This window comes from Nonomuraea sp. 10N515B (assembly GCF_052245915.1).
Classification (GTDB): domain Bacteria; phylum Actinomycetota; class Actinomycetes; order Streptosporangiales; family Streptosporangiaceae; genus Nonomuraea.
Map to the genome: position 1 here is coordinate 48,747 of NZ_JBQQBQ010000041.1, position 15,572 is coordinate 64,318.

9 protein-coding genes are annotated in these 15,572 nt (G+C 71.1%); all 9 read left to right on the forward strand.

The window, feature by feature from the left end:
- The first annotated feature begins 3 nt into the window (after positions 1-3).
- The 9 genes from ACTWQA_RS40915 to ACTWQA_RS40955 all read left to right on the forward strand — a co-directional run bounded on the left by ACTWQA_RS40915 (position 4) and on the right by ACTWQA_RS40955 (position 15,530).
- Positions 4-1,083: a glycoside hydrolase family 172 protein gene (locus ACTWQA_RS40915; protein ID WP_443164274.1), complete on the forward strand. Its 1,080-nt coding sequence runs from the start codon at positions 4-6 to the stop codon at positions 1,081-1,083.
- Positions 1,084-1,152: 69 nt separating this feature from the next.
- On the forward strand, positions 1,153-2,154 hold the full coding sequence (locus ACTWQA_RS40920) for a LacI family DNA-binding transcriptional regulator (protein WP_443164275.1): 1,002 nt from the start codon (positions 1,153-1,155) through the stop codon (positions 2,152-2,154).
- A 135-nt stretch (positions 2,155-2,289) separates the two neighbouring features.
- A complete protein-coding gene (locus ACTWQA_RS40925) occupies positions 2,290-6,624 on the forward strand; it encodes an HAD-IC family P-type ATPase (protein ID WP_443164276.1) in 4,335 nt (1,444 codons plus the stop codon).
- Between the two features lie 140 nt (positions 6,625-6,764).
- The gene (locus ACTWQA_RS40930) at positions 6,765-8,180 is read left to right on the forward strand and encodes an L-fucose/L-arabinose isomerase family protein (RefSeq protein ID WP_443164277.1); all 1,416 of its coding nucleotides are present in this window, start codon (positions 6,765-6,767) and stop codon (positions 8,178-8,180) included.
- On the forward strand, positions 8,170-10,590 hold the full coding sequence (locus tag ACTWQA_RS40935; RefSeq protein ID WP_443164278.1) for a glycoside hydrolase family 172 protein: 2,421 nt from the start codon (positions 8,170-8,172) through the stop codon (positions 10,588-10,590). The genes ACTWQA_RS40930 and ACTWQA_RS40935 overlap by 11 nt, the downstream gene beginning before the upstream one ends.
- The gene (locus ACTWQA_RS40940; RefSeq protein WP_443164279.1) at positions 10,587-12,095 is read left to right on the forward strand and encodes a sugar ABC transporter ATP-binding protein; all 1,509 of its coding nucleotides are present in this window, start codon (positions 10,587-10,589) and stop codon (positions 12,093-12,095) included. The genes ACTWQA_RS40935 and ACTWQA_RS40940 overlap by 4 nt, the downstream gene beginning before the upstream one ends.
- Entirely contained in the window at positions 12,092-13,120 is a 1,029-nt protein-coding gene (locus tag ACTWQA_RS40945) for an ABC transporter permease (RefSeq protein WP_443164280.1), read from the forward strand. Before ACTWQA_RS40940 ends, ACTWQA_RS40945 begins: the two co-directional genes overlap by 4 nt.
- The gene (locus ACTWQA_RS40950) at positions 13,117-14,097 is read left to right on the forward strand and encodes a substrate-binding domain-containing protein (protein WP_443164281.1); all 981 of its coding nucleotides are present in this window, start codon (positions 13,117-13,119) and stop codon (positions 14,095-14,097) included. The genes ACTWQA_RS40945 and ACTWQA_RS40950 overlap by 4 nt, the downstream gene beginning before the upstream one ends.
- Positions 14,097-15,530, forward strand: coding sequence for an FGGY-family carbohydrate kinase (locus ACTWQA_RS40955; RefSeq protein ID WP_443164282.1), 1,434 nt, complete (start codon positions 14,097-14,099; stop codon positions 15,528-15,530). Before ACTWQA_RS40950 ends, ACTWQA_RS40955 begins: the two co-directional genes overlap by 1 nt.
- The last annotated feature ends 42 nt before the right edge of the window (positions 15,531-15,572 follow it).

Sequence of the window (15,572 nt, forward strand, 5' to 3'; positions counted from 1 at the left end):
GAGATGACCTATGGCGAGTACGGCAGCAGCCTGCGCGACCTGCCCCGCCTGCGCACCTCCAGGCGCAAGCGGATCTCCAGCTACGACCGCACGGGCGGGAACGAGGACCGGCTGACCGTCCAGGCCGGCACCACGGTGACCCTGGCCGACATCGAGGGACCCGGCTCGATCAACCACATCTGGTGCACCGTGGCGCTGCCGCTGAAGGACGTGCCGGACGCGGTGGACGTCGACTACCTGCGCAGGCTCGTCCTGAAGATCACTTGGGACGACCAGGAGCATCCCAGCGTGCTGGTGCCGCTCGGGGACTTCTTCGGCATGGGCCACGCCAAGACCGCGAACTTCGTCTCCGCGCCGCTGCAGATGAGCCCGCAGGACGGCAAGAGCTTCAACTCGTGGTTCCACATGCCCTTCGCCGGCCGGGCGAAGGTGGAGCTGATCAGCGAGCTGTCGGCCGAGCCGGTGTTCTTCTACTACTACATCGACTACGAGCTGTTCGACTCCGCCGCCGAGGACCTCGGCTACTTCCACGCCCAGTGGCGGCGCGAGCGGCCCACCGACGGCGTCGAGCAGGGGACGCAGAGCAACCGCGAATACCAGGTCGAGGGCATCAACGACACCGGCGAAGGCAACTACGTGATCCTCGAGGCGGAGGGGCGCGGCCACTATGTGGGCTGCGTGCTCAACATCCGGAACCTGCGCGAGACCAGCGACTGGAACTGGTACGGCGAGGGCGACGACATGATCTTCATCGACGGTGAGCCCTTCCCGCCGTCGCTCCACGGCACCGGCACCGAGGACTACTTCAACACCGCGTGGTGCCCGACGCAGACCTACCACGCCCCGTACCACGGCATCACCATGCCCGGCGGGGACAACTGGAGCGGGGAGATCTCCCTGTACCGCTTCCACGTCGAGGACCCGATCACCTTCACCGAGTCCATCAGGGTGACGATCGAGCACGGCCACGCCAACAAGCGCTCGGACGACTTCTCGTCGGTCGCGTACTGGTACCAGACGCTGCCTCACCGGCCGTTCGGGATCGCGCCCGTCGAGGAGCGCCTGCCCTTTCCCGCACCGTAGTAAATCGATTTCTCTCTAGACCGGCCGGAGATCATCTCCTGGGCCTGCCTGCCATACGATGGGACGAGGTTGCTCAAAATCCAAGATGTCGCGCGACACGCCGGTGTCTCCGCGGCGACGGTCTCGCGCGTGCTCAACGGCCGCTCCACCGTCAACCCCGAACTGGCGGCGCGGGTGCACGCGGCGGTCCGTGAGCTCGGGTACCGGCCCAACGGGGTGGCGCGCAATCTCCGGCGCAGGCAGACCACGTTGTGGGCGGTGCTGGTCTCCGACGTCGGCAACCCGTTCTTCACCTCGCTCGTGCGCGGGGTGGAGGACGGTGGCCGCCGGTTCGGCTACTCGGTCGTGCTGTGCAACACCGACGAGAACCGGGCCAGGGAGGCCGAGTACATCGCGGTCGCGCTGGCCGACAACATGGCCGGGGTGATCATCTCCCCGGCCGACGACAACACCGACATCAGCGCTCTCGTCGCCGCGGGGACCGCCGTGGTGACCATCGACCGGGAGCTGGCCGAGACCGAGGTCGACGCCGTGCTGGTCGACAACGAGAAGGGCGCCGAGATGGCCGCCGCCCACCTGCTGGAGTCCGGCTACCGGCGCATCGCCTGCATCACGGGGCCGCGCCGGATGTCCACCGCCATGCAGCGGCTGCGCGGCTACCAGCGGGCGCTGCGGGCCTTCGGGCTCCCGCTGGACCGCACCCTGATCCGGCACGCCGACTTCCGGGAGGAAGGGGGGTACGCGGCCATGGCCTCGCTGCTGGACGACGGGGTGGACGTGGACGCGGTGTTCGCGGCCAACAACCTGATGACGGTGGGCGCCGTGGAATGCCTGACGGAGCGGGAGGTGCCGATTCCGGGGCGGGTCGGGGTCATCGGGTTCGACGACATTCCCTGGGCGCGGCTGTTCCGGCCGGGGTTGAGCACGGTGCGGCAGCCCACGTACGAGCTGGGGCGGGCGGCGGCGCAGCTGCTCGCCGACCGGATCGACAATCCGGCCCGGCCCACGGCCCGGCTGGTGTTGCAGACGGAGCTGTATCCCCGCGACAGCTCCCGCCCGCGCCCCGCCTGAGCCGATGGGCCCCCGCCGCGCTTCGCACGCGACCCGGGCAAGCCTGTGTGCCGCCGGCGGCATGGAAAGCGTCAAGTGGCTGGTGGCGGGTGTGAAGCGTGTGGGGCTGGAAAGGCTCACTGCACGTGTTCGCTGATGGGGGACGACATGCGGTTGTCGGGCGTACTTCCCACCGCCGGCACGCTGCTCAAGCTGCTCCCCCGGCCGGTTCGGGGAATGCTCCGGTGCCCGCGCCTGGTGCGGACGTGCCCGGGCGGTGTGCGCATCGAGGTGTGGAACGTCGGAGGGCCGCGTACCGAGGATGCCGCGCGCGATCTCGAGGAGCGCCTGCTGAGCGCGGGTGTGCACCGAGCGGAGGTGAACGGGGCGCTCGGCTGTGTGTTCGTCGGCTGCGACGTGGACACGGTCGACCTGGACAAGCTCGTGGCGATCGTGGAGAACGTCGACGAGGTCCCTGAGGCCTCCGACGGTGGGAGCCAGGCCTTCGACGGCATGGAGCAGCAGGCGCGCGCCGCGGTGGGTCTTGCTCTGCACCTGGCCGGCACCGCGGTCGCGCTGGCCGGTCAGGTCGCCCGGATCCGCAGGCTGCCGCCGGCGGTGCCCGCCGTGCTGTCGCTGGCCGAGCACAACCCATGGCTGCGCCGCGAGTTGGCCGAACGCGTCGGCCCGCCCGCGGCGGACGTGGTGGCGACCTCGACCCGGATCATCTCTCACGCGCTCGCGCTGCGGCCCGTCGCCCTGATGATCGACACCGTGTCGGCGGCGGGCCGGTACCTCGACTCCTGCGCCGGGCGCCGGGCGTGGGAGCTGCGCGAGGAGGAGTTCGCCGTCGAGGAGGGCGCCTACCGCCACATCCGGACGTCGGCGGCGCCGCGTCCGGAGAGGTTGCCGGGCGGCCCCGTCGAGAGGTACGCCGCCGCGACGACTCCCGGCGCACTGGCCGCGTACGGGGTGACCGCGGCCATCACCCGTGATCACCAGCGGGCGCTCTCCGTGCTCACCACGGCGACCCCCAAGGCCGCGCGGCTCGGCAGGGACGTCTTCGTCAGTGCCGTCCTGCGCGCCCTCGCCGAGCGGGACACCGTGGTGCTCGACGGCCATGCGCTGCAGCGGATGGATCGCATCGACACCGTGCTCCTCGACGCCCATGTGCTGACCACGGGCGCGTGGAGCGTCGACAGCGTCGTCCGGCTCGAACCCGGCGCCGATGCGGACGAGGTGCACACCAGGCTCTACTCGCTCCTCGATCTCACCGACCCCTGGGCACGCCGGGAACGCGACGGGTGGGCCGTCGAACCGTTCACGGCGCGGCACGAGCCGGCGCAGGTGTCCCAGTGGCGCGAGCACGGTGTGCACCCGGTCGCCCTCTCCCGCGAGGGGAGCGTGGTCGCCCTGGCCGGCATGGCGCCCGAGCTGCACCCCCTCGCCGAGGCCGTGGTGGCCGCGCCCAAAGGCACGTGCGCGGTGGTGCTGGCCGGGGGAGACGGCGCTCTGGCACGGCGGCTCGGCATCGACCGCGTCGTCGGAGGAGGGACGCGGCTGGCGGCATCGGTACGTGCGCTGCAGGCCGAGGGACACGGTGTCGCGGTGGTCTCGCAGCGGTCGCGGCGCGGGCTCAGCCAAGCCGACCTCGGCATCGGCGTCCTGGGTGGTCCGCGGCGGCGGGTCCCCTGGGACGCCGACGTGATCGGCGGGCTCGACGGTGTCCACCTGCTGCTGCGCTGCCTGCCGCACGCACGCAAGGCGAGTGAGCGCAGTGTGCGGGTGGCCGCCGCCGGGGCGATCGCCGGGGCGGGGCTGGCGGCCATCGGCCCGAGGCGCAGCGCGCTCGGACCGGCCCACCTGGTGGCCAACTGCACGGCGATCGCCGCGCTCGTCGCCGGAGAGTGGATGGGGCGTCGCGTCGCAAGGGAGGCGCCGCCGATTCCCGCCGATCCCACGCCCTGGCACGCGATGTCCACCGGTGACGTCCTGGCCAGGCTCCGCACCTCGCCGCAAGGACTGACCGAGGCCCAAGCCCGGGACCGCAGGACCGCGTCGGCCGCATCGCCCGCCAGGCACCACCAGACGTTCGTCCGCGCCTGCGTCAGCGAACTGGCCAACCCGCTGACCCCGGTGCTCGCCGCGGGTGCGGGCGTGTCGGCTGCCGTCGGCTCGGTGCTGGACGCCGGGCTGATCAGCGGCGTGATCGGCGTGGGCGGGCTGCTCGGCGGCGCCCAGCGGTGGGGCGTGGAGCGGACCTTGCACCGCCTCACCCACCTCACCGTGGTGCAGGCACGGGTACGCCGGCCCGACGGCCTCGCGATCGGTGTCGCCGGCGACCTGGTGTGCGGCGATGTGGTCGAGCTGCGCGCGGGCGACACCGTGCCGGCCGACGGCAGGCTGATCAGAGCGGTGGGCCTCGAAGTAGACGAGTCCACCCTCACCGGCGAATCTCAGCTCGTGTCCAAAGCCGCCGCCCCGACCGCGTCGGCGGCCATCGCCGATCGCACCTCCATGGTCTACCAGGGCACCTCGATCGCGGCCGGTCGCGGCCTCGCTGTGGTCGTGGCCACCGGGGACGCGACCGAAGCCGGCAGGACCACCGCGTTGACGGCGGCCGGCCCGCCCGCGAGCGGAGTGGAGCTGCGGCTGCACGCGCTGAGCCGCAGGATCCTCCCGCTCGCCATCGGATCCGGGCTGATCCTCATGGTCACCGAGCTGTTGCGCGGCTCTCGGCTGGCCGCCACGGTCGGTCCGGCGATAAGCCTGGCGGTGGCGGCGGTCCCCGAGGGACTGCCGTTCATCGCCACCGTGGCCGAGCTGGCCTCGGCCAAGCGGCTGTCGACCCGTAACGCGCTGGTCCGCAACCCGTCCACGATCGAGGCCCTCGGCAGGGTGGACGTGCTCTGCTTCGACAAGACCGGGACCCTGACCGAAGGGCGCATCACCCTGGGCAAGGTGTCCGACGGGCGAACCGAGCAGGCCGCGGAGGCGTTGACGCCGGAGCTGAAGGCGATCGTCGGCGCCGCCGTCCGAGCCTGCCCGCCGTACGGAGGCGGGCGCGGCCTCGCTCACCCGACGGACCGCGCGGTCGTGGAGGGCGCCACCAAGCTGGGGATCGCTCCCGGGACCGGGCTGAAGGAGTGGCAGCGGGTCGACGAGCTCCCGTTCGAGCCCGGGCGCGGTTACCACGCCGTCCTCGGCCTGACCGAGTCGGGACACGTGCTGAGCGTCAAAGGCGCCCCCGAGGTGGTCCTCACCCGCTGCAGCAGCCTGGCCGACGGCCCGCTGGTCGACCAGGCCAGGCGTGAGCTGGAGGAGGAGGTGGACCGGCTCGCTCTGCAGGGATACCGCGTGCTCGCGGTGGCCGAGCGGGACGCCTCCAGCCGCGCCGACCTGGACGAGTCGCGGATCGACAGGCTGCGCTTCCTCGGTTTCCTCGGCCTGGCCGACCCCGTGCGCCCGACCGCCAAGCGCAGCGTGGAAGGGCTGATGCGGGCGGGCGTCCGAGTGATCATGATCACCGGCGACCATCCGAGCACGGCAGAGGCCATCGCGGCCGAGATCAACGCGTTGAACGGCCTGAAGGTCATGACCGGTCCCGAGATCGACGGTCTCGACGACGACGCCCTGGCCGAGGAGCTCCCGAAGGCGGCGGTCTTCGCGCGCATGACGCCCAAGCACAAGGCGCGGATCGTCGCCGGCCTGCGGCGGGCGGGCAAGATCGTGGCCGTCACCGGCGACGGCGCCAACGACGTCCCCGCGATCCGGCTCGCCGACGTGGGCGTGGCGCTCGGACCTCAGGCCACCCCGGCCGCCAGGGCCGCCGCCGACATCGTCGTGATCGACGACCGCATCGAGACGCTCATCGACGCGGTCGTGGAAGGAAGGGCCATGTGGGGGTCGGTCCGCGACTCCCTGAGCATGCTGCTCGGCGGCAACATCGGCGAGATCGCCTTCACCCTGGGATCCACCCTGCTGACCGGCCGCCGCGCCCTGAACACGCGCCAGCTGCTGCTGGTCAACCTGCTCACCGACATGCTCCCCGCGATGGCCGTAGCCGTACGGCCGCCGCGCGCCGCCGGCCCCGACCGGCTGCTCGCGGAAGGCCCCGAGGCGTCGCTGGGAGCCGCTCTGACACGGGACATCTACCTGCGTGCGGCCACCACGGCCGCGGCGGCGAGCCTGGCGTGGATCCTGGCCCGGATGAGCGGCACCCGCGGTCGCGCGGACACAGTCGGGCTCATCGGCCTGGTGGGGGCCCAGCTCGTCCAGACCCTGATGATGGGCCGGCGCAACCGCCTGGTGCTCCTCGCCTCGCTGTCATCGCTGGCCGCCCTGGGCGCGATCGTCTCGGTCCCGGGACTCAGCACCTTCTTCGGCTGCCGCCCGATCGGTCCCTTCGGCTGGTGCATCGGCCTCGGCTGCGCCGCCGCGGCGGTCCTCGCCGGCGACCTCATCGAACGGGCGATTGCGCGGCAGTCCTAGTCCGTTCGGCGCGGTGGCAGCCACGGCCACCGTTGCGATTCTGTGACGTGAGGCGCCATTGACGACCATGAGGTCCGGATCTACATTGTGGAAATCGATTTCTCAGCAATCGATTTCTCGAGCCGTATGGAGAGTGACCCGTGGCACGTATCGGAGTCCTGAGCATCTCGGACGGGCGCGACTTCGTCGCCCGCGACCTCGTGGACCACATCGACGCCGCCACCACCGCCCTGGCGGAGGCGCTGCGCAAGGAGGGCCACGAGGTGATCGTGGCGCCGGAGATCGTCTGGACGAACGAGCTGGCCACGTCCCAGGCCCGCTGGCTCGCCGACCGGCGCCCCGATCTGACGATCTTCAATTACGCCGTCTGGGCGTTCCCGCATTTCACCATGCTGGCCGCGGAGGCGACGCCGGGGCCGCTGCTGCTGATGGCCAACATCGACCCCGCCCAGCCCGGCATGGTCGGCATGCTCGCCGGCGGCGGCGGACTGGACCAGATCGGCCGGGTGCACGCCAGGGCGTGGGGCGACATCGACGATCCCGCCGTCAGGAACCGCGTGCTGACCGAGGTGCGGGCCGCCCAGGCGGTGCGCGGGCTGCGCGGCTCGACCTTCGGCAGGATCGGCGGCCGGCCGATGGGCATGTACACCGCGGTCGCCAACACCGACCAGTGGATGCGCACGTTCGGCGTGGACGTCGAGGAGATCGACCAGTGGGAGATCGTCCGGCGCAGTGAGCACGCCTCCCAGGCACGGGTCACCGAGGCCCGCCAGTGGCTCGAGGCCAAGGGGAACGTGCACTACGACGGCAAGCAGCTCACGCCCGAACTGTTCGAGCGGCAGATCCGCACCTACTACGCGATGCGCGAGCTCATCGACGAGTGGAACCTGGACTTCTCCGGCATCAAGGGCCAGCCCGAGCTGACCACCCACTTCTGCACGATGGACCTCGCCGAGGCGTTCCTCAACGACCCGTACGACTGGGAGGGCCCGAAGCAGACGCACGTCTGCGCGACCGAGGCCGACATGGACGGCGCGCTGACCATGCAGATCCTCAAGCTGCTGAGCGGCGACCCGGTGCTGTTCGCCGACGTCAGGCACTACCACGCCGACAAGGACGTGTGGGACCTGTGCAACTCCGGCCAGCACGCGACGTGGTACGCCGCCAGGTCCGACGACCCGGCCGAGAACCTCGCCAGGACGCACTTCTATCCGGAGGTGTTCTTCTTCCCGGCGGGCGGCGCCAGCGTGCACCATCTGGCGGCTCCCGGGGCGGCCACGTTCGCCCGGCTGACCCGCAGGGACGGCGCCTACCGCATGCACGTGATGCGCGGCGACTTCGAGCTGTACGACGACGCCACCAACGAGGCCATGGCCAGGCAGTCGACGTTCGAGTGGCCGCACGCCTTCACCCGGCTGCACGTCCCGGCCACCGAGTTCCTCGGCCGCTTCGGCTCCAACCACATCCACGCCGTGCCGGGCGACTACGTCGCCGAGCTTCGGGCGGTGTGCGAGCAACTCGGCGTCGCGTTCGAGGGGTTCGGCGATGTGGCTTAGAGCGATCCTGGGAGCGGCCGTTCTGGTGGCAGGCGGGCTGATCGCCGCTCCGGCGCAGGCCCAGCAGGTCACGGTCACCGCCACCGCCAAGGGCCCGGTCGGGTGGGACGTCTATCGCAGGCTCGACCGGCTGCCCGAGCTGCCGGTCGGCGTGCAGACCAAACAGTTCTCCAGCTTCGACCGCACCGGCGACAACAACGACGGGTTCGACGGCACGTACTCCTGCCTGAGCACCACCGACCAGGGCTGCCTGATCGCCGAGCACACAGGCGCCGGCGAGGTGCAGGCCATCTGGTTCACCAGGGACGGCGGCGACGTCAGCCGCACCGGCAAGATCACCATCGAGCTGGACGGCAGGAAAGTCGTCGAGACGAGCCTGCAGGACCTGGTGAACGGCAAGCTCGGCGCCCCCTTCGCCTACCCCCTCGTGGGAAACGCCGACCAGAGCTCCGGCGGCGTCTACCTCCAGGTGCCGATGCCGTACACGCGCTCGATGCGCGTCACCACCGAGCACAATCCGCTCTTCTACCACGTCAGCTACCGCACGTTCGCCGACGCCGAGGGCGTGAGCACGTTCGACCCGGCCGACAAGGCGCAGGACGTCATCGACAGGCTCAAGGCGGGCGGCGACCCCAAGCCCCCGATCCCGGGCGCGCGCACGCAGGACGCCGCGATCGATCTCGCTCCGGGCGCGTCGGCGCGGGTGGCGCGCACGGTGGGCTCCGGCCTGCTGTCGCAGATCAGGCTGAGGCTGCCGCAGGCCGTGCAGGTGCTGCCGAAGACCGAGGCCGACGAGGGCCGGGCGTTCGGCGCAGGCGGCTCCAGCGAGTTCACGGTCGCGATCGACCCGGCCAACGACGGGGTGCGGCTGACCCGCCGCATCGACCCGGCCATCGGCAGGCAGGTCGCCAAGATCCAGGTGGACGGGCAGGAGGTCGCGCAATGGCCGCCCAGCAAGCTGGGACCGGCCGGGATGTGGGCCGACGAGGTCGTGGACCTGCCGGCCAGTGCCACCAAGGGCAAGTCGAAGATCACGATCAAGAACGTGTTCGCGTCGTCGGACCTCGACTACAACGAGTTCACGTACTGGGTGGACAGCGCCGGCAAGCGCACCGACACCGTGGACGTCGGCGACGCGGCCAGTGAGTCGGCCCACACCTACAAGATCGTCGCGCAGACCTGGCAGGGCGAGCGGACCTTCGCCTTCCCGATGAACGAGGACCAGCTCGCCAGGATCAGGTCGGCGCAGGAGGTGCTGCAGGGGCTACGGCTGCGCATCAGCTTCGACGGCCGCCGCACCGTCGACTCGCCGGTCGGCGAGTTCTTCGGCAGTGGCCACGCGATGATGCCGGTCGCGTCGCTGATGTCCGCGATCGACGCCAAGACGAGCACGCTCACCGCCTGGTGGCCGATGCCGTACCGGACGGGCGCGACGGTCGAGCTGTACAACGACTCCGGCCGGGCGGTCGAGGGCGAGGCGGCGGTCACGTCCGCCCACAGCCCCGTAGCAGGAAATGTCGGCTATTTCCGGACGCAGTCCCGTGCGGGCGGCACCACCCCCGGCGCGAGCTGGCCCTTCCTGCGCGTCACCGGCGCCCAGGGCAAGTTCGTCGGCGTCAGCCACACCATGCGCGGTCCGACCAACCGCAACTACCTGGAGGGCGACGAGCGCGTCTACGTGGACGGCTCGCGCACCCCGCAGATCCACGGCACCGGCACCGAGGACTTCTACCAGGCCGGCTGGTACTTCAACCGGGAGACCTTCACCACCCCCTTCCACGGCAACACCGCGCACCTGGCCCCCGCGACCGGCTGCCCGGCCGACGGCGACTGCACCGGCGTGTACCGGCTGATGATCGGCGACGCCGTGCCGTTCGGGAGTTCGCTCACCTTCGACATCGAGCACGGCTGGACCAACGACGTCGAGGGCGTCTACTCCTCGACCGCCTACTGGTACGGCCGCGACCAAGCAGCGGCCACGCAGACCGACGCTCTCACCGTCGGCGACCAGACCAGCGAGCAGCAGCACGGCTACACCGGCCAGGGCGAGGTCACGACACTGGACTCGGCGTTCGAAGGCGACTTCAGGAACCCCCTGACGCTGAAGGCCGCCCAGCGCACGACCGACGGCCCGGTGAGCTTCAAACTGCGGATCGACCGCGGCAACCGGGGCGTCGAGCTGCGCCGCACCGGCGACCAGAGTCTCGCGGGCCGGCACGCCGAGGTCACCGTCAACGGGCACAGGATGGCCGACTGGGTGCAGCCCCTCGGCAACCGGACCCGCAGGTGGCTGGAGGACGTCTACCAGATCCCGGCGGGCGTCACGAAGGGCAAGAGCGAGATCACCGTTCAGCTCACCCCGAAGACCCCCTGGTCGGCCGCCTCCTACACGGCATGGAGTCTGCGGTGACGACGGTTCTGACGATGCGGGCCATCGGCAAGTCCTTCCCCGGCGTGCGGGCGCTCGACGGCGTGTCGCTCACCGTCGGGGAGGGCGAGGTGGTGGCCCTCCTCGGCGAGAACGGCGCGGGCAAGTCCACGCTGATGAACATCCTGGCCGGGGTGTTCAAGGACTACGAGGGCGAGATCGAGATCGGCGGCGAACCCGCCCGCATTCACTCGCCCAAGGACGCGGGCCGGCACGGGATCGCCATGATCCACCAGGAGCTCAACCTGGTGCCCGAGCTGTCCATCGCCGACAACATCCTCCTCGGCAGGGAACGCGCGATCCTCGACCGCAAGGGCATGGAGGCGCGGACCGCCGAGCTGTTGCGCGGCCTCGGGCTCGACCTGTCGCCGTGCACCCTCGTCAAGCAGTGCAAGATCGCCGAACGTCAGCTCATCGAGGTGGCCAAGGCCCTGTCGCAGAACGTCCGGGTCCTGGTCATGGACGAGCCCACCTCGGCGCTGGCCGATGCCGAGGTGCACCGGCTGTATGAGGTCATCCGCGACCTCACCGGGCGCGGCGTGGCCGTCATCTACATCTCCCACCGCCTCGAGGAGCTGGAGGAGATCGCCGACCGGGTGGTCGTGCTGCGTGACGGCCGCTACGTCGGCGAGCGCTCGTCCATCGACCGCGACGAGCTGATCCAGATGATGGTCGGCCGCCCGCTGGGCGAGATGTTCCCGCGCGCGAACGGCGGCTCGGACGGCGCGGAGCTGCTGAGGGTGGAGGGCCTGTCGGTGCCCGGCGAGCCCGGCTCGGGCCGCACCGCGCTGCGCGAGGTCTCCCTGTCCGTACGGGCGGGCGAGATCGTCGGCGTCGCCGGGCTGATGGGCGCGGGCCGCAGCGAGCTGCTGGAATCGATTTTCGGCGTGCACCGCGCGGCGGCGGGCCGCATGATCCTGAGCGGCCGGCCGTACCGCCCGCGCAGCCCCAAGCAGGCGATCGCGCGCGGCGTCGCGCTGGTGGCGGAGGACCGCAAGGCGCAGAGCCTCGTCCTCGGCAACACCATCGGCTTCAACGCCAGCCTCCCCTCACTGAAGCGGTTCCTGCGCTTCGGGATCGTGGACCGGCGGCGCGAGGGCGCGGCCGTCGCCGGGCAGGTGCGCGAGCTGCGCGTCAAGGCGCCGGGCACACGCTTCACGGTCGGGAACCTGTCGGGCGGCAACCAGCAGAAGGTCGTGCTGGCCAAATGGCTGCTGACCGCGCCGTCGCTGATCCTCATGGACGAGCCGACCCGCGGCATCGACGTGGGCGCCAAGGCGGAGATCCACGCGCTGATGTCCGAGCTGGCCGCCTCCGGCAAGGCCGTGCTCGTGGCCTCGTCCGAACTGCCCGAGCTGCTCGCCATGTGCGACCGGATCCTCGTGTTGTGCGAGGGCCGGATCACCGCCGAATTCGCTAGGGGCCAGGCGACGCAGGAGGCGATCCTCGCGGCCGCCATGGCCAGACAGCAGGTGACGACCCTATGACTCTTCACGCGGACAACCGGATGCGGCGCACGCTGTCCGCTCTCGGCGCCGCGCAGGCGTACATCGGCCTGGTGCTGGTGCTCGCCGTCGGGATCGCCACCAAGGGCGAGATGTTCCTCAGCGAGACGAACCTCACCAACGCCATCGGCGCCTTCGCCTCACGCGGCATCCTCGCCGTCGGCGTCACCCTGGTCATCCTGACCGGCGGCATCGACCTGTCCGTCGGCTCGCTGCTGGGCATCGCGTCGATGACGGCCGCGATGATGCTGTCCAAACACTCGCTGGAGCCGTGGCAGATCGTGCCGATCTGCATGGCCGTGGGGGCGTTCTTCGGGTTCCTGAACGGCGCCGGCACCGCCTGGCTGCGTATCCAGTCGTTCGTCATGACGCTGGCCATGCTCTCGGTCGTACGCGGCCTGGACCGGCAGGTCAGCGACAACGTCAGCGTCGGAACCCAGATCACCGGCCCCGACGGGCAGCTGACGCCGCAGGCGGAGGCGTTCCAACTGTTCGGTACGCCCGGGCACAACCTGTTCGGCCGGCTCTACTATCCGGTGCTGGCCTTCATCGTGGTCTGCGTCGTCTTCCACCTGATCCTGACGAAGACCCGGTTCGGCCGGCACGTGTACGCCGTCGGCGGCAACCCCACGGCCGCCCGGCTGTCCGGCGTCAACGTCACGGCGGTCACGATCGCGGTGTTCACGCTGTCCGGCATGCTCGCCGGGTTCGCCGGGCCCATCGACGCCGCCTACAGCGCCTCGGCCGACCCCCAGGCCGGGCAGTCCTTCGAGCTGGACGCCATCGCCGCCGCGGTCATCGGCGGGGCCTCGCTGGCCGGCGGCAAGGGCACGATCGCCGGCACGTTCGTCGGGGCCCTCATCCTGACGCTGCTGGACAACGTGCTCGGGCTCAACGCGGTCAGCGACAACTGGCAGCTCGTGATCAAGGGACTGATCGTCGTCGTGGCGGTCGTCCTGCAGCGTCCCGATCTCTTCACGTTCTTCCGAGGAGGGTCTCGATCATGAAGAAGACCATTGCCATCGCGCTGTGCGCGCTGCTCGCCGCGGCGTGCGCGTCCAAGGCGCCTACGTCCACCGCGACCGCGGACGGCGGCGCCGGGAAGAAGAAGTTCGTCGTCGGCTACTCGCAGTCGAACAACGCCGAGCCGTACCGGGCGCAGCTCAACCTGCAGCTGCAGCACTTCCTGAAGAAATATCCGGACATCGAGCTGCTGCCGATCGCCGACGCCAAGCAGTCGAGCGCCACGCAGGTCTCCCAGGTCCAGAACTTCATCACCCAGAAGGTCGACGCGCTCATCGTCTCGCCCACCGAGCCCGCACCGCTGACGGCGGCCGTGCAGCAGGCGTGTGACGCCAAGATCCCGGTCATCATCCTGGACCGCACGGTCAACACCGACTGCTACACGGCCTTCATCGGCGGCGACAACGTGCTCATCGGCAGGAAGGCGGGGGAGGAGGCGGTCAAGCTGCTGCCGGACGGCGGCAACATCGTCGAGCTGCGCGGCATCCTGTCCAACCAGCCGCAGATCGACCGCGACAAGGGCTTCCGCGAGGCCATCGCGGCCAACCCCAAGATCAAGATCATCGCGGATCGCGAGGCCAAGTGGGTGAAGGAGCAGGCCACGCCGATCATGCAGCAGTGGCTGGCCCAGCATCCCAAGATCGACCTCGTGTACGGGCACAACGACCCGATGGCGCTGGGCGCGTACCTGGCGGCCAAGGCGGCAGGAAAGGCCGAGCAGATCAAGTTCATCGGCATCGACGGCCTGGCCATCCCGGACGGCGGCATCCGCGCCGTGCAGCTCGGCCAGCTGTCGGCCACGTTCATCTACCCGACGGGCGCGCAGGAGGCGGCCGACACCGTCAACAAGATCCTGCACGGCCAGCCGGTGGACAAACAGCAGGTGCTCGGCACCACGCAGGTCACCAAGGACAACGCGGCCGACCTGTACAAGCAGTTCGACCTGTCCGGGCAGAACTGATGTTCCTCGGCGTCGACATCGGGACCTCGAGCTCCAAGGGTGTCCTCGTCGCAGCGGACGGCACGGTCGTGGCCACGGCCGTACGCGAGCACCGGACCGCCACACCCCGGCCCGGCTGGTTCGAGCACGACGCGGAGGAGGTGTGGTGGGCCGACTTCGCCGCGATCGCCGGCGAGCTGGCCCGCCCCGGCATCGAGGCGGTCGGGCTGAGCGGGATCGGGCCGTGCGTGCTGCCCTGCACGGAGGACGGCACGCCGCTGCGCCCGGCCATCCTGTACGGCGTGGACACCCGCGCCACCGCCGAGATCGCCGCCCAGACCGCCCGCTACGGCGAGGCCGCGATCCTGGACCGGTGCGGCTCGCCGCTCACGTCCCAGGCGGTAGGGCCCAAGCTGGAGTGGCTCCGCGTCCACGAGCCCTCCGTGTGGGCGCGGACCCGGCGGATGTTCATGGCGCACTCGTGGCTGGCGTACCGGCTGACCGGGGCCTACGTGCTGGATCATCATGCGGCCAGCCAATGCACGCCGCTGTACGACATCCGCGCCCACGAGTGGATCACGGACTGGGAGATCGTGCCGGAGCTGGAGCGGCCCGCGCTCGCCTGGAGCGGCGACGTCGTGGGCACGGTCTCCCCCGGCGCGGCCGCCCTGACCGGGCTGCCCGCCGGGATCCCGGTGGTCGCGGGCACCATCGACGCGTGGGCCGAGGCGCTGAGCGTCGGGGTGACCTCACCGGGCGACGTCATGCTCATGTACGGGACCACCATGTTCCTCGTGGAGGTGCTCGCCTCGCGGGCCGCCTCCCCGCAGCTGTGGGGGACCGTGGGGGTGGCGCCGGGGACGTACAACCTGGCGGCCGGGATGGCCACGTCGGGAGCGATCACCGCATGGCTCCGTGACCTGACCGGGGCCTCGTTCTCGGACCTGACGGCGGAGGCTTCCGCCGCGGGGCGCGGGGCGGAGGGGCTGCTGATGCTGCCGTACTTCGCGGGGGAGCGCACGCCGCTCTTCGACCCGGACGCCCGGGGGACGATCGTCGGGCTGACGCTGCGGCACGGGCGCGGCCACCTGTACCGGGCCGCGCTGGAGGCCACGGCGTTCGGCGTCCGGCACAACCTGGAGGCCATGCGGGAGGCGGGCGGGTCCGCCAAGCGGCTGGTGGCGGTGGGCGGCGGCACGCGGGGCGGCCTGTGGACGCGGATCGTCTCCGACGTCCTCCAGCAGCCGCAGGTCGTGCCCGCCCACACGGTCGGCGCCGCCTTCGGCGACGCCATGCTGGCGGCGCGGGCGGTGGGGGTGTCGTGCGAGGGATGGAACCCGGTGGCGTCCGTGGTGGAGCCGGCCCCGGAGGCGGCCGAGGACTACGACCGCCTGTACGCGCTCTACCGCGACCTGTACCGCTCGACGTCCCACATCGCCCATGCGCTCGCCTGACCCGCGCCGGGACGCACCAGGCCCGCGGCGGGACGCACCGGG

Coding starts and splice junctions, on each gene's coding strand:
- ACTWQA_RS40915 (WP_443164274.1), top strand. CDS start 4: ATGACCTATGGCGAGTACGGCAGCAGCCTGCGCGACCTGCCCCGCCTG.
- ACTWQA_RS40925 (WP_443164276.1), top strand. CDS start 2,290: ATGGGGGACGACATGCGGTTGTCGGGCGTACTTCCCACCGCCGGCACG.
- ACTWQA_RS40935 (WP_443164278.1), top strand. CDS start 8,170: ATGTGGCTTAGAGCGATCCTGGGAGCGGCCGTTCTGGTGGCAGGCGGG.
- ACTWQA_RS40945 (WP_443164280.1), top strand. CDS start 12,092: ATGACTCTTCACGCGGACAACCGGATGCGGCGCACGCTGTCCGCTCTC.
- ACTWQA_RS40950 (WP_443164281.1), top strand. CDS start 13,117: ATGAAGAAGACCATTGCCATCGCGCTGTGCGCGCTGCTCGCCGCGGCG.
- ACTWQA_RS40955 (WP_443164282.1), top strand. CDS start 14,097: ATGTTCCTCGGCGTCGACATCGGGACCTCGAGCTCCAAGGGTGTCCTC.